This is a genomic window from Bradyrhizobium sp. GW821-FHT13H05, from assembly GCF_058804065.1.
Map to the genome: position 1 here is coordinate 166,297 of NZ_JBXAPO010000016.1, position 13,732 is coordinate 180,028.

14 protein-coding genes are annotated in these 13,732 nt (G+C 64.8%); 8 read left to right on the top strand and 6 right to left on the bottom strand.

Annotated elements, in window-relative coordinates; all coding sequences use genetic code 11:
* The 4 genes from ppx to AC1RR3_RS32905 all read right to left on the bottom strand — a co-directional run bounded on the left by ppx (position 1) and on the right by AC1RR3_RS32905 (position 5,168).
* Positions 1-1,503, bottom strand: a complete 1,503-nt coding sequence (gene ppx / locus AC1RR3_RS32890) for an exopolyphosphatase (protein ID WP_492828497.1) — start codon at positions 1,501-1,503, stop codon at positions 1-3.
* 15 nt (positions 1,504-1,518) lie between these two features.
* Positions 1,519-3,711: an RNA degradosome polyphosphate kinase gene (locus AC1RR3_RS32895; RefSeq protein ID WP_492828536.1), complete on the bottom strand. Its 2,193-nt coding sequence runs from the start codon at positions 3,709-3,711 to the stop codon at positions 1,519-1,521.
* Positions 3,712-3,855: 144 nt separating this feature from the next.
* Positions 3,856-4,533, bottom strand: a complete 678-nt coding sequence (locus tag AC1RR3_RS32900) for a P-loop NTPase family protein (RefSeq protein WP_492828499.1) — start codon at positions 4,531-4,533, stop codon at positions 3,856-3,858.
* 92 nt (positions 4,534-4,625) lie between these two features.
* A complete protein-coding gene (locus AC1RR3_RS32905) occupies positions 4,626-5,168 on the bottom strand; it encodes a CDP-alcohol phosphatidyltransferase family protein (protein ID WP_492828501.1) in 543 nt (180 codons plus the stop codon).
* Positions 5,169-5,322: 154 nt separating this feature from the next.
* On the opposite strand from AC1RR3_RS32905, the gene purM reads away from it, so the two are divergent.
* On the top strand, positions 5,323-6,396 hold the full coding sequence (gene purM / locus AC1RR3_RS32910) for a phosphoribosylformylglycinamidine cyclo-ligase (RefSeq protein WP_492828503.1): 1,074 nt from the start codon (positions 5,323-5,325) through the stop codon (positions 6,394-6,396).
* Positions 6,396-7,049 (top strand): phosphoribosylglycinamide formyltransferase, encoded by a 654-nt coding sequence (gene purN / locus AC1RR3_RS32915; protein ID WP_492828505.1) that lies wholly within the window; start codon positions 6,396-6,398, stop codon positions 7,047-7,049. The genes purM and purN overlap by 1 nt, the downstream gene beginning before the upstream one ends.
* 105 nt (positions 7,050-7,154) lie before the next feature.
* On the opposite strand, the gene AC1RR3_RS32920 is transcribed toward purN, so the two are convergent.
* The gene (locus AC1RR3_RS32920; RefSeq protein ID WP_008129967.1) at positions 7,155-7,361 is read right to left on the bottom strand and encodes a cold-shock protein; all 207 of its coding nucleotides are present in this window, start codon (positions 7,359-7,361) and stop codon (positions 7,155-7,157) included.
* 371 nt (positions 7,362-7,732) lie between these two features.
* On the opposite strand from AC1RR3_RS32920, the gene AC1RR3_RS32925 reads away from it, so the two are divergent.
* Positions 7,733-8,890: an autotransporter outer membrane beta-barrel domain-containing protein gene (locus AC1RR3_RS32925; RefSeq protein WP_492828508.1), complete on the top strand. Its 1,158-nt coding sequence runs from the start codon at positions 7,733-7,735 to the stop codon at positions 8,888-8,890.
* A 7-nt stretch (positions 8,891-8,897) separates the two neighbouring features.
* Here AC1RR3_RS32925 and AC1RR3_RS32930 read toward each other — a convergent pair whose 3' ends face one another.
* A complete protein-coding gene (locus AC1RR3_RS32930; RefSeq protein ID WP_492828510.1) occupies positions 8,898-9,938 on the bottom strand; it encodes a LysR family transcriptional regulator in 1,041 nt (346 codons plus the stop codon).
* Positions 9,939-10,015: 77 nt separating this feature from the next.
* Here AC1RR3_RS32930 and AC1RR3_RS32935 point away from each other — a divergent pair, with 77 nt between their 5' ends.
* The 5 genes from AC1RR3_RS32935 to AC1RR3_RS32955 all read left to right on the top strand — a co-directional run bounded on the left by AC1RR3_RS32935 (position 10,016) and on the right by AC1RR3_RS32955 (position 13,628).
* Positions 10,016-10,627, top strand: coding sequence for a hypothetical protein (locus AC1RR3_RS32935; protein ID WP_492828512.1), 612 nt, complete (start codon positions 10,016-10,018; stop codon positions 10,625-10,627).
* On the top strand, positions 10,614-11,234 hold the full coding sequence (locus AC1RR3_RS32940) for a GNAT family N-acetyltransferase (protein ID WP_492828514.1): 621 nt from the start codon (positions 10,614-10,616) through the stop codon (positions 11,232-11,234). The genes AC1RR3_RS32935 and AC1RR3_RS32940 overlap by 14 nt, the downstream gene beginning before the upstream one ends.
* Before the next feature lie 25 nt (positions 11,235-11,259).
* A complete protein-coding gene (locus tag AC1RR3_RS32945) occupies positions 11,260-11,823 on the top strand; it encodes an isochorismatase family protein (RefSeq protein ID WP_492828516.1) in 564 nt (187 codons plus the stop codon).
* 30 nt (positions 11,824-11,853) lie between these two features.
* Complete coding sequence (locus AC1RR3_RS32950; RefSeq protein ID WP_492828518.1) at positions 11,854-12,024, top strand: hypothetical protein; 171 nt, start codon at positions 11,854-11,856, stop codon at positions 12,022-12,024.
* 221 nt (positions 12,025-12,245) lie between these two features.
* Positions 12,246-13,628: an aspartate aminotransferase family protein gene (locus AC1RR3_RS32955; RefSeq protein ID WP_492828520.1), complete on the top strand. Its 1,383-nt coding sequence runs from the start codon at positions 12,246-12,248 to the stop codon at positions 13,626-13,628.
* Positions 13,629-13,732: the final 104 nt, after the last annotated feature.

Sequence of the window (13,732 nt, forward strand, 5' to 3'; positions counted from 1 at the left end):
TTATCGCCGCACGATCGAGCCGGCGCGGTTGACCAGGCGGGCGAGCTGGCGGAAGCGGCTGCCGACGCGGTCGGCGACGATGTCGCCGAGGCGATGCTCGAACACCAGCATCAATTTGCGTCCCTGGCTGCGGAAATGCGTGGCGGGCAGCACGCCCGGCCGCGCTGCCGAGATCAGGTGCGCGACGCGGAATGCCGCGCCGAGCAGGCGGGCACGTTCCAGCTGCGCCGGCGTCAGCAGCTCCTGCATGGTGACCGGCGGCTGGTTCTCCTCGCTGAGGCCCGCATAGCGATAGAACACGGACAGGCCGACGAAGGCGCGCTCGGTGTGGGTGATCGCGCCGAAATTGCCGTTGACGACGAGGCTCAGCGTCTGCTCGCCGCGGTGATCGGGATGCACGCGCCAGCCGATGTCGGAGAGCAGGCAGGCGGCGTGGCGCAGCCGGCGGTCCTCCTCGGTCTCGCGAATCTTGACGACACGGGCGAGGCGATCGGTCCAGGCGATCAGCTCGCGGGCGTGCTTGGCCGAGCGCGACAGCAGCTGGTTCAGCTCTTCGGCCGCACAGATCAATCCGTCCTTGTTGCGCTCGGTCTCCGACAGCTTCTCGTGCAGCAGGCCTTCGCGCACGCCGAAGGTCGAGAACACGATGGTCTTGGGCTTCGCCACGCGGATGATGTGCTCGAGCACCAGTGCCGCATAGGTGAGGAGCGGGCGGCGTGCGTCGGCGACGATCTCGATGTCGGCGAGCATGTTGGCGGCCGCAAGCCGGCGCAGACGACGCGAAAAGTCGAGCGCCTCGGCCGCCGAAATCGAATAGCCGTGCATCACCTGGAGCGGATAGCCGCTCTGGATGATGTGGATCCGCGCCAGTGCGCGCCAGGTGCCGCCGACGGCGTAGAAGGTGCGGCCGCTGCCCGCCTTGAGCAGCTGAACCTCGTCGATTTCCTCGCGCACGATGCGGTCGGCACGCTTGAGCGATTTGTGGGCGAGATCCTGCAGCGCGAGACCGCCGAGCGGCAGTGTCACGCCGCTGCGCACCGTGTTCCTGCGCACGTCGATCAGCTCGAGCGAGCCGCCGCCGAGATCGCCGACGATGCCGTCGGGGTGATGGATGCCGGAGATGACGCCGAGCGCCGACAGCCGCGCCTCGCGCGGGCCCGACAGGATCTCGATCTTCACCGCGCAGATGCGCTCGGCTTTCGCGATAAAGTCGGGGCCGTTGGAGGCGTCGCGGCAGGCCGCGGTCGCAATCGCAAACACGCGCCCGACCTGCATCACCCGGCACAGCGCGCGAAAACGCTTCAGCGAGGTCAGCGCTTTGTCGACGGCATCAGGCGCGAGCAGGCCCGTGCTCTGCACCTCGCGCCCGAGGCCGCACAGCGTCTTCTCGTTGAAGATCGGAATCAGGCTCCGCGTCAGCCCCTCGTAGACGACGAGACGGACCGAGTTGGAACCGATATCGATGACCGCGACGCTCGAGCCGCGCTTGCGCGGCCGCGTCACGTCCACGATCCCGGATCAGGATGGATGACGTTCGTTCCGGCGCGTGAGACGACGCGGCGAGGATTCCTTGAGCGACTTTCCACGGCCAGACAGACTCGGATTTGTCATGAAGTAGTTGTGGACGTTGAAAGGCTCCTCGCCCTTCGCGGCCTTCATACGCGTTGAGGACCCGTCCGGCAACAATTGCCAGCTCTGCTCATTGTCCTTCAGATTCGCGACCATGATCTGTTCGAGAACCTGCTGATGCACCGTGGGATTTTGCAGCGGACACAGCACCTCGACGCGGCGGTCGAGGTTGCGCGGCATCATGTCGGCCGAGGAGATATACACAGCCGCTTTCGCGCTCGGCAGGCCCTGGCCCATGCCGAAGCAGTAGATTCGGCCGTGTTCCAGGAAGCGTCCGATGATCGACTTGACGCGGATGTTCTCCGACAGGCCGGGAATACCGGGCCTGAGGCAGCAGATGCCGCGGACCACGAGCTCGACCTGCACGCCGGCCTGCGAGGCCTCATAGAGCGCGTCGATGATGTCTGGGTCGACCAGCGCATTCATCTTCATCCAGACCGCGCCGGGGCGGCCGTGCCGCGCATGCGCGGTCTCGCCCTGGATGTGCTCGATGATGCGCTTGCGCAGGGTCAGCGGCGACACCGCCATCTTTTCCAGATCGCTCGGCGCCGCATAGCCGGTGATGAAGTTGAACACGCGCGCAGCGTCGCGGCCGATGGTGGGCTCCGAGGTGAAGTAGGAGAGGTCGGTGTAGATGCGCGCGGTGACCGGATGATAATTGCCGGTGCCGGTGTGGACGTAAGTCGTGAGGCTGCCGCCTTCACGACGCACCACCATCGAGAGCTTTGCATGCGTCTTCAGTTCGAGGAAGCCATAGACGACCTGCACGCCGGCGCGTTCGAGGTCGCGCGCCCAGCGGATGTTGGCCTCCTCGTCGAAGCGCGCCTTCAGCTCGATCAGCGCGGTGACGGACTTGCCGGCTTCGGCGGCTTCCGCGAGCGCGCGCACGATCGGCGAGTTGTTGGAGGTGCGGTAGAGCGTCTGCTTGATCGCGACGACGTCGGGGTCGCGCGTGGCCTGCTGGAGGAATTGCACCACCACGTCGAAGGATTCGTAGGGGTGGTGGACGACGAGGTCCTTCTGCCGGATCGCGGCAAAGATGTCGCCGCCATGTTCGCGCACGCGCTCGGGATGGCGCGGCACGTAAGGGGTGAATTCGAGGTCGGGCCGGTCGAGGCGGGTGAGCTGCGACAGCTCGTTCATCGCGAGCACGCCGTCGACCAGGAACACCTCGTCGTCGGCGGCCGAGAGCGCGTGCTGCACGAAGTTGCGCAGCTGCTCCGGCATCTTGGCGTCGATCTCGAGCCGGATCACCGATCCGCGGCGGCGGCGCTTCAGCGCGGTCTCGAACAGGCGGACGAGGTCTTCGGCCTCTTCCTCGATTTCGAGCTCGGAGTCGCGGAGGACACGGAAAGCGCCCTGGCCGTGCAGATTGTAGCCGGGGAACAGGCGGTTGATGAACAGGGCTGTGGCCTGTTCCAGCGAGATCAGGCGCACCACCTTGCCCTCGGTCGGCAGCCGGATGAAGCGGTCGATCTTGCCGGGCATGCGGATCAGCGCGTTCATCTGCTTGCCGTCTGCAGCACGCGTGAGCTGGAGCGCGATGGTAAAGCCGAGGCTCGGGATGAACGGGAACGGGTGGGCGGGGTCGATCGCCAGCGGCGTCAGCAGCGGGAACACGTTGTTGAGGAAGTAGTCCTCGACCCAGGTCCGCTCCGCCTTGGTGACGTCCTTGCCGTCCACCAGCACGATGCCGACGTCGGCCAGCGCGCTGCGCAGGTCGCGCCAGATCGCCTGCTGGTCGGAGGCGAGCTGCGAGACGGTGCGGTTGATCAGAGCCAGCTGCTCGGACGGCGTCAGGCCATCGGGGGCGCGCTCGGCAATGCCCTCGCGGACCTGGGCCTTGATGCCGGCGACGCGGACCATGAAGAACTCGTCGAGGTTATTCGCTGAAATCGACAGGAATCGCACCCGCTCCAGCACGGGATGGCTGGGATTGACCGCTTCCTCGAGGACGCGACGGTTGAAGTGCAGCCAGGATAGCTCGCGGTTGATGAATCGCTCGGGGCTCGAGGCGATCGCCGGCAAGCCTTCGGGCTCCGGAGCTTTTTCTTTTGTTTCAACAGCTTGCACGGAGTCCATGAGAAGTCGGTCCATCCAGTTCGCCCCGATTTGCGACTTACGCGCAAAACCGGCGGGAGCATGTGTTAATGCGATGACGTTTCGATGACATTGATGTTCCGCTGTTCCGCCGCGTCAAGCGGCCCTTTGCGCGGAGCGGACGGCTCACGCGTCCCGCAACAGCTCGGCGGCCAGCGCCCTTGTGACCGGGCGCCCGAGCCGCAGGGCCTCGCTGTCGAGCAGTTCCACGGCCTGCCGGGCCGCCGCGGAAGACCGCTCCAGACGGGTGGCGAGGTAGCTGACCACGCTCTCGTCCACGCTGAGCTGGCGGTCGGCGCAGAATTTGACGATCAGGCCCCGGAACAGCTGGTCGTCGGGCGGCAGCAGCGCGACGACCGGCACGGCGCGCAGCCGCGAGCGCAGGTCGCGGAGCTCGATCTCGAGCGAGGCCGGCACTTCGCGTCCCGTGAGCAGGACGTAGGCGCCGTCCTCGCGGGCGAGGTTCATCAAATGGAAGAGGGCGCGCTCGTCAAATTCGCCGGCCTTGAGATCCTCGACCACCAGCGCGCCTGTGGCGAGCGCGCCCGGAACGCCGGCGGCGGTCAGCGCATTGGTCGTGGTCGAGCGGGCGCCGGCCTCCTCGGCCCAGATCGCGGCAAGATGGCTTTTGCCGCTTCCTTCCGGACCGGCCAGCCACATGATCCGGTTCGGCCATTCCGGCCAGGCGTCGATCAGAGCGAGGCCGGCGGCGTTGGCGGGGCCTTCGAGAAAATTGTCCCGGCTGAGGCTTTCCGCGTGGGGAAGCGAAAACGCCAATTGTCGGGGGTGAACGCGGCCTGCCACGTTTGCTTTGCTCCATGCCGGACGACCGGCCTTGCTTGAAAGATTCGACTTAATCGAGCCCGCGTTGGCCTATTGCGGGGCCGTATCCCGGCTCATTTGGCGTCAATCGTGCTCATGTGGCGCAGCCACTCGACGAGGTAGAGCGAGACGGACGAGAGCGTGAAGACCGTAACCAGGCCCATCAGGATTATATCATAGGGACCGGGTTTGAAGCCGAAGGCAAGCGCGGCCAGCACCAACGCAGCGTAGGCGACCTGGGCGGCTGTGTTTAGCTTGGATACTTTCGACGGTTTCATCTCGACCGGCTTGTCGAACAGCCAGGACACCATCACAGCAGCGACGATCATGATGTCGCGCGAGACCACGAGGATCACGATCCAGCGCGGGATGTCGCCCCAGATGCCGAGCGCGAGGTAGATCGAGACCAGCAGCGCCTTGTCGGCCAGCGGGTCGAGCAGGGCGCCGAGCTCGCTCGTCATGTTGAAGCGCTTGGCCAGGAAGCCGTCGACGGCATCGCTGATGCCGGCGATCAGGAAGACGGCGAACGCCACCTCCATTTGGCTCGACACGATGGCCCAGACGATGATCGGGACCAGCATGATGCGGCCCAGGGTAATGATATTCGGAATACTCACGCGGCGCTTCCCGGCACCCGGCCTGACCTCGAATCCGGCCCCTTGGGAGGCTGAACCGGTTGATATCTACATAGTATAGGGAGGAGCGCCATGCGAGCCATTGCGCGTCCCCGGAATTCGACGTAACCAGCCGCAAACCCACTGGAAATCGGGCATGACCGACCGCAAAAACGGCCTCACTTACGCCGATTCAGGCGTCGATATCGACGCGGGCAACCGCCTCGTCGACCTGATCAAGCCGATGGTGCGCGCCACCGCGCGCCCCGGCGCCGACGCCGAGATCGGCGGCTTCGGCGGCCTGTTCGACCTCAAGGCGGCCGGGTTCAAGGACCCCGTCCTGGTCGCCGCCACCGACGGCGTTGGAACCAAGGTGAAGATCGCGATCGAGACCGGCCTGCATGGCGGGATCGGCATCGACCTCGTCGCCATGAGCGTCAACGACCTCGTGGTGCAGGGCGCCGAGCCGCTCTTCTTCCTCGACTATTTCGCCTGCGGCAAGCTCGATCCGGAGGCGACCGCCTCGATCGTCGCCGGTGTCGCCGAAGGCTGCCGGGAATCCGGCTGCGCCCTGATCGGCGGCGAGACCGCTGAAATGCCCGGCCTCTACAAGGACGGCGATTATGATCTCGGCGGCTTTGCCGTTGGCGCCGCCGAACGCGGGACGCTGTTGCCGCGCAAGGACATTGCCGCGGGCGACGCCGTGATCGGCCTCGCTTCGTCGGGCGTGCATTCCAACGGCTTCTCGCTGGTGCGCAAGATCGTCGAACAGTCCGGCCTCGGTTTCGAGGCGCAGGCGCCGTTCGCCCCGGTCATGACGCTCGGCGGCGCGCTGCTGACGCCGACCAAGCTCTACGTCAAATCCTGCCTGCGGGCGATCCGCGAGACCGGCGCGGTGAAGGGGCTTGCCCACATCACCGGCGGCGGCTTCACCGACAACATTCCGCGCGTGCTGCCACAGCATCTCGGCGTCGGCATTGACCTCGCGCGCCTGCCGGTGCTGCCGGTGTTCAAATGGCTGGCCCTGCAAGCCGGCATCGCCGAGCTCGAAATGCTGCGCACCTTCAACTGCGGCATCGGCATGATCGCAATCGTCGAGCCTGACAAGGTCGACGAGGTCGTGCGGGTCTTCACCGAAGCCGGCGAGACCGTGGCGCAGCTCGGCACCGTGATCCCGGCCGAGGGCGAGCACCGCGTCGTCTATAACGGCCATCTCGATCTGGCGCTGTGATGAAGCGCCGCGTCGCCATCCTGATCTCCGGTCGCGGCTCCAACATGGCCGCGTTGATCAAGGCCGCCAGCGCGGCGGATTTCCCGGCTGAGATCTCGCTCGTGATCTCGAACAAGGCCGATGCATTGGGACTCGAACGGGCCAAGGCGAGCGGTGTGAACACGCTGGTGATCGAGAGCAAGCCGTTCGGCAAGGACCGCGCCGGTTTCGAGAAAGTGCTGCAGGCAGCGCTCGACCAGCACGGCATCGAGCTGATTTGCCTCGGCGGCTTCATGCGCCTGTTCACGGCCGAGTTCACAAAAGCCTGGTACGGGCGGATGCTCAACATCCATCCCTCGCTGCTGCCATCGTTCCCCGGCCTCGACCCGCATGGTCAGGCTTTGCGCGCCGGCGTCAAACTGTCTGGCGCGACAGTGCACTTCGTGATCCCCGAGACCGATGCCGGCCCGATCGTGATGCAGGGCGCGGTTCCCGTCAGCGATCACGACACGGGGGATACGCTGTCGGAGCGCATCCTCGAAGTCGAGCACCGCATCTATCCCGAAGCGCTGCGGCTGCTTTCGACCGGCAAGGTCCGGATCGAGGGCGACGTCTGCAAGACGGAGGGAAGCGGTCCGTCGGAGAATTTTCTGGTTTCGCCGCTGGTGCGCTGAAGCGCCCGGGATATTAAAGCGTCCTGGCGTTTCGTCGTCCCAAACGAAATCCCCCGGCAGAGCCGGGGGCAACGTCATGATCTCGCGCGTAAGCGTTGAGAGACGTCAGGAGACCTTGAGGTTCTCCGCGGATGACTTGCCGCGGTTCTCCACGAGGTCGTATTCAACCACCTGGTTTTCATTGAGGGTTGAAAGTCCGGCGCGCTCGACGGCGGAGATGTGGACGAACACGTCCTTGTCGCTGCCGTTCGGCTTGATGAACCCATAGCCCTTGGTCGGGTTGAACCATTTGACGGTGCCCTTTTGCGGCATCGCTAGTCTCCTCCGCTAGATACAAAAACGACGCGGCCGCTTTTCGCGTGCCACGCCACAAACGGGCTTCCGGAAGTCTGTTCGAGTCTCATCGTCGCGAAACGCACAGCCGAGCGGCCAATTCCGATTGTGTCCGATATTGCAACATGAAAATCGCCCGTTAGCAAGCAGAGCGCGAATTTCAAGATCGGACCGGGCCGGCTCGTCTGCAATTTCCGACCTGTGGCCGCGGAACCACAATCGGGAGCAATGCCTTTGCCTGGGCGCGCCAGCCGGTTGACCCCCAGTAACAGTTCGGCACAAATCGCGGCATGCGTGCGCCGCTTCTGTTGCATTTTTGCGCGCCGCCATTTGCTTCGGGATTTGTCGTCATGCGCTGCACGTTGCAGCCCTCAGGGACACGGCAGGCGATCGGGCTGAACCGCGTCCGCCGGGGCGCGGCAGCGGCCGTGATGGCGCTTGCGCTGGTCGTGACGATGTTGGCCGTGACGCCCGTCCTTGCGCAAAGCCCGACGCCAACGCCGACCCCAACACCCACGCCGTCGCCAACGCCGATCCCGATGCCGACCTCGACCAATTACGACCAGTCGGCCGGCAACAGCGCGCTCAACCTCGGCTCCAATTTCCTGGAGCGGCTCGGCAACCAGGCCTCCGGCGGCGTCAACCGCGCGTTCCGCACCAACCCCGGCGGCGGCGGTGCCTCGGCGGCCACGGAAGATCCGCGCTACCGCACCTGGTTCGAAGGCTATGGCATCTCGGTCCGAACCGATGCGCAGGGCGACTTCGTCGGCGACAAGCGCAAGACCTTTGGCGGTGTCGCCGGCATCGGTGCGCGCGTCGCCCCGGGCGTCAATCTCGGCTTCTCGGTCGACCAGAGCCACACCGACATCGACGTACCGCTGGCGCTCCAGTCGGCGACGCTCGACCTGACGCAGATCGGCTTCAACGGCTCGGTCGACAAGGGCCCGTGGACCTGGGCCTTCGCGGTGGTGCACGGTTTCGGAAAAGTCCATTCCAGCCGGGATACCGGCTTTGGCCTTGCGACCGCGGGCTATCGCGCCGCGGTCGACGGCGCGCTGACCGAGGTCAGCTATTACTGGACCAAGGATCAGATGCGCGTCGTGCCCAAGGGCGCGCTCGAATATGTGCGCGCCACCAGCGTGGCGTTTCAGGAGGCAGGCGGGCTCGATCCGCTCAATGTCGGCTCGACCGCGCTGTCGCGCGCGCGCGTCATGATCGGGGCCGAGATCGGGCGCTATTTCATCTTCGACCAGAAGATTCTGGACCTGTCGGCCTACGGCAAGTTCGTCGACAATTTTGACCAGAACCTTGGATCGGTGCAGGTTAGCTTGGGGACCCAGAGCATCGTCGTCCCCGGCATCGGCGAGAGCCGTTACGGCATGGATGCGGGCGCATCGGCTTCACTCAGCCTGACCAACACCGCGCGGCTGTACATCAATTACGACGGCAAGTTCCGCAATGAGCTGACGTCGCACCAGGGCACGGTCGGCTTCGAATATCGGTGGTGAGGCGCGCTCACGTCGGCGTCGCCGCGACATAGCCCGTCAATCCAAAGCCCTCGCGCGCGGCCGTCATCATCGGCACCAGCGCGTTCGGATGAATGAACTCGTCGCGGAAGCAAGGATAGGTCCTGGAATCGAATATCTTCTTCAGCCAGTCGACCACGACCTTGTGGCGCTCGGAGTTGCGAAACTCGCTGTGATAAGTGAGCCAGAGATCGGCGTGGTGGCTGACGCCGAGATCGACGGCGACGAGCGGCGCGCCGAGCGCGATCGACACGGTCGGCAGGAAGCCGATGCCGGCGCCGCGCTCCACCGCATAGAGCACGCCGACCGAGGAGTTGGTCTTGATCCCGACGATGCCTTCGAGCGATTTCAGCCCGAGCACGCGGGCGTAGGCGCCGTCGTCGACCTGTGGTGCGCTCTGCTTGACGATGCGGTGGTTCTTCAAATCCGCGAGCGATGTGGGCAGGCCGTAGAGGTCTTCGTACTCCTTGGAGACGAAGGGATAGATGTGCAGGCGGCCGAGCTTGGCGACGATCAGGTCGGGATTGGTCGGCGGCTCGAGCTGGATCGCGATGTCCGACTCCAGGCGCGCGACGTCGGCCTGCTCCATCGCGCAGCGCAGATCGACGGTGATCTTGCGATAGGTCTTCTGGAAATCGATCAGCCGCGGCAGGATCCAGAAATTGCCCGGGCCCTCCGTCACTGCGACGCGCACCGTGCCCGACGTGTCGTTCGACGCGCGCGAGGCACGACGAAACACGTTGAAGGCATGGCGCTCCATATGCGCAACGTCGGCGATCATCGCGGTGCCTTCATCGCTCAGCGTCAGCCCGCTTTGGTCGCGCAGGAACAGCTTGCAGCCGATGCTTTCTTCGAGCCGGTCGATCCGGCGCATCAGCGTCGTGGAGGTGAGGCCAAGTTCTTCGGCGGCGTTGCGGAAACTTTTATATTTTGCGCACGCTAAAAACAGCTTCAAATCGTCCCAGGACGCGTCCAGGGCTTCTTCACGGTGCTGCATCATCGCAGCACCCCGGTGCAATAACTGCTGCATACTCCTGGTCCCCAGCCGCTAAGCTCATCCTCATAGCGGGGTACGAAAGCCGCGAACGATAGAGGGGCGAGGTAGGTATGGAAAGGGGCTCGTTTGCCGCAAGGCATGATTTCGACGCGCTGCCGCTCAGTCCGGACGTCGATGTCCGCTGCGCGCAATTTTCCGAAATCGCCGTTCTCTCCGAAATGGCGCAGCGGCTGGTGCCGGGCGTGCAGATCGGCGCGGCCGATTTGGCGAGATATTTCACGTTCGATCCCCAGAGCATCCTCACCTTCAGCCGGAAGGGCCATCTCGTCGGCGGCATGGCCTTCCTGTTTCTGAACGAGCGCGGCCATGATGCGCTGCTGCTGGACGAGATCTGCCTCACCGCGCCCGAGATGCATTATCTTGCCTCCGCGCAGGAAGACGTTGCTGCCATCTACATCTGGGCGATCGCGGCAACGGGGCGCGGCATCGCCGGTCTCGGCAAGGCCGCGGCTCATCTGCGACAGCTAAGATTTCGCGGCGCCGATTGCTATGCGCAGCCGTCAACCGTGGCCGGACGCGAGATCATGAGGGTGACCGGCTTTGCGCCGGTCCCGAGCTTCCAGCCCGACCTCTGGTGTTACGAGCGCCCCTGGCATCGGCCGCCGATGCGCATGTCGGGCGCGATCATTCAAGCAAGGAGTTTTGCAGATGCACGGCACTAGGATTCCCCTCGCCAAGCCTGACTCCCGCGCCATCACCATCCGCCTTGCGCGTGATCTCGGCGATCTCATGCTGGTCACCGCGATCCGCTCGGCGGTCTATCTTGCCGAACAGGATTGCCCGTTCGATGAGGAATTCGACGGCAACGACATGGTGGCCGCCCATTTCATCGGCTATGTCGGCAACGAGCCTGCGGGCTGCCTGCGGGTGCGCTTCTTCGGCGATTTCGCCAAGGTCGAGCGGCTCGCGGTACGGCACCAGTACCGGCGCTCGCGCGTCTCGTTCAAGCTGGTGCAGGCGAGCGTCGACTATGTGAAGCGCAAGGGCTTTCGCAAGATCTACGGCCAGGCGCAGGACCGGCTGGTCGATTTCTGGGCTCATTTCGGCGCCAAGCCGCTCGGCCACAATCGCAAGATCACCTTCTCGGATTTCTCCTATACGGAGATGTTGCTGGAGATCGAGCCGGGGCCGGACGCCATCACGCTGGACAGCGATCCCTATGTGATCATCCGTCCCGAGGGCGATTGGGACCGGCCGGGCGTGCTCGATGCCTCCGCCGGGCGGGCGGTGACGTCGCCGCTGCGGGACGTCGCACTCGCCGACCGTTGAAACCGGTGCAGCTCCGCGCAACACAATGCTGGCATCCATCCATGACGATCCGCCGATCCTGGTCTGTGCGGATCTCCAGGTCGAATATCTGACCGCCGGCCGTCGCCACCTCATCCTCGACGGCGACGCCGCCACCATGCGCTGCCTGGAGTTGCTGACGCTGTGGCGCAGCAATCTCTGGCCGGTGATGCATCTGAAGCGCATCGCCCAGGCCGCCTGGTTCAATCCGGCATCGAAGCTGACCGATTGGATCGCGGAGGCGAAGCCGAGGCCCGGAGAGATGACGTTCGAGCACCCGCTGCCGTCGGCCTACAGTTCCGCGCGGTTTGTGGACTATATGTCCAATATCCGCAATGTACGCTCTGTGCTGATCGGCTTTTCGCTCGACGAAACCATCCTGGCCACCGCCGTCGACGGGTTTCACCGCAGCCATCGCTACCAGATCGTCACCGACGCCGTGGCCTGCCGCCAGCCGGGCGCAGGCGATGCCGCCGCCTACAAACAGTCGGTGGTGAATGTCATCGGAAATTTTGCTACAGTCCAGTCCAGCGCCGAACTGATCAGAACCAGCGGCGCCGTCGCGGTGTAGGCGGCCGCGATCGGCGGATGGGGTGGGACATTGTCACGGGGAGACGAGCTCAAGGAGCTGGCGAGCGACCTGTCGCGTGCCGCCGAGACGGCGCGCCGCATCGGCTTGCCCACGACCGTCTACCTGCTCTCGATGGCGCTCGTCGAGGTCAGGGAAGCCGCTGCCGCCGCTGACGACGGCGATGACGACAGCGCGGCCTGAGAGCTGCCAAGTCTAAAAGCTACAAAAGTCTGCAAGCTACAAAAGCCTGCAAGCGACAAAGTCTGCAAGCGACCCGTGTGCGGCTTTGTGCAACGCTGCTGAGCGCTTGCTGCCGACGAATTGGCGTTGCAAGTTCTGCCTTATCGCAATAGCCAAGTGACTTGATCATCAAGTGATGTTGCTGGCGTGCCTGCGACGTGATGACTTAAGGATCCCTGCAAATGTCCATGCTGCCCAATTCGCAAGAAGCCCGCGATGTGGCCTACCAGCTCCATCCCTACACCAACGCGCGCGCCCACCAGCAGGCCGGTCCCCTGGTGATCGAGCGCGGCGAGGGCCCTTACGTCTTTGACGCATCGGGCAAGCGTTATTTCGAGGCGATGGCGGGCCTGTGGAGCGTCGGGCTCGGCTTCAACGAGAAGCGGCTGGTCGACGCCGCCCACAAGCAGATGCTGGCGCTGCCGTTCTATCACACCTTCTCCGCCAAATCGCACGGGCCCTCGATCGATCTCGCCGAGAAGCTGGTGGCGCTCGCGCCTGTGCCGATGAGCAAGGTGTTCTTCACCAATTCCGGCTCGGAGGCGAACGACACCGTCCTGAAGCTGATTGCCTATCGCTCCAACGCGCTCGGCCAGCCCCAGCGCAAGAAGATCATCAGCCGCATGCGCGCCTATCACGGCGTGACCATTGCGTCGGCCAGCCTCACGGGCCTGCCGAACAATCACCGCTCGTTCGACCTGCCGCTGCCGAACATCCTGCACACCGGCTCGCCGCATTTCTACAAGGACGGCGCCCCCGGCGAGAGCGAAGAGGCGTTCGCGACGCGGCGGGCTGAGGAGCTCGACGCGCTGATCCAGAAGGAGGGGCCGGAGACGATCGCGGCCTTCTTCGGCGAGCCGGTGATGGGGGCGGGCGGCGTCATCGTGCCGCCGGCGACCTATTGGGAGAAGATCCAGGCGGTCCTGAACAAGTACGACATCCTGCTGGTCGCCGACGAAGTCATTTGCGGGTTCGGCCGCACCGGCAAGATGTTCGGCTGCGAGACCTACGGCATCAAGCCGGACGCGATCGTGGTCTCCAAGCAGATCACCTCGAGCTATTTCCCGCTGTCGGCGATCATCATGAATGACCGCATGTTCGAGCCGATCGCGGACGAGAGCAACAAGATCGGCGTGCTCGGCCACGGCTTTACCGCGGGCGGCCATCCGGTCGGCTCGGCCATTGCGCTCGAAAACCTCAAGATCATCGAGGAGCGCGGCCTGGTCGCGCATGCCGCCGAGCTCGGCGGCTACATGCAGGGCCGCTTGCGCGAGCTCACCAGCCATCCTCTGGTCGGCGAGGTCCGCGGCGTCGGCATGATCGCAGCGCTCGAGCTGGTGCTGGACAAGGGCCGCAAGACCGCGGCCGCGACGCCCGGTGCGGTCGGCGGCATGGCCAGCCGCATGCTCCAGGAGCGCGGCGTGATCTCCCGCAACATGCTTGACGCCATCGCCATCTGCCCGCCGCTGATCGTCACCAAGGCGCAAGTCGACGAGCTGGTCGCGGCGATCACGGGCGTGCTGAATGACATGAAGGGCGAAGTGGCGAAGCTGACGCCGGCTTAAAGGGGCTCGCTCTCTCCTCGTCATTGCTGTGCATGTTCACTAATTCGCTGATCGAATTCATCCTGTTCAGGGAGGATTCCGATGCGAGACAACACCTTCGATCG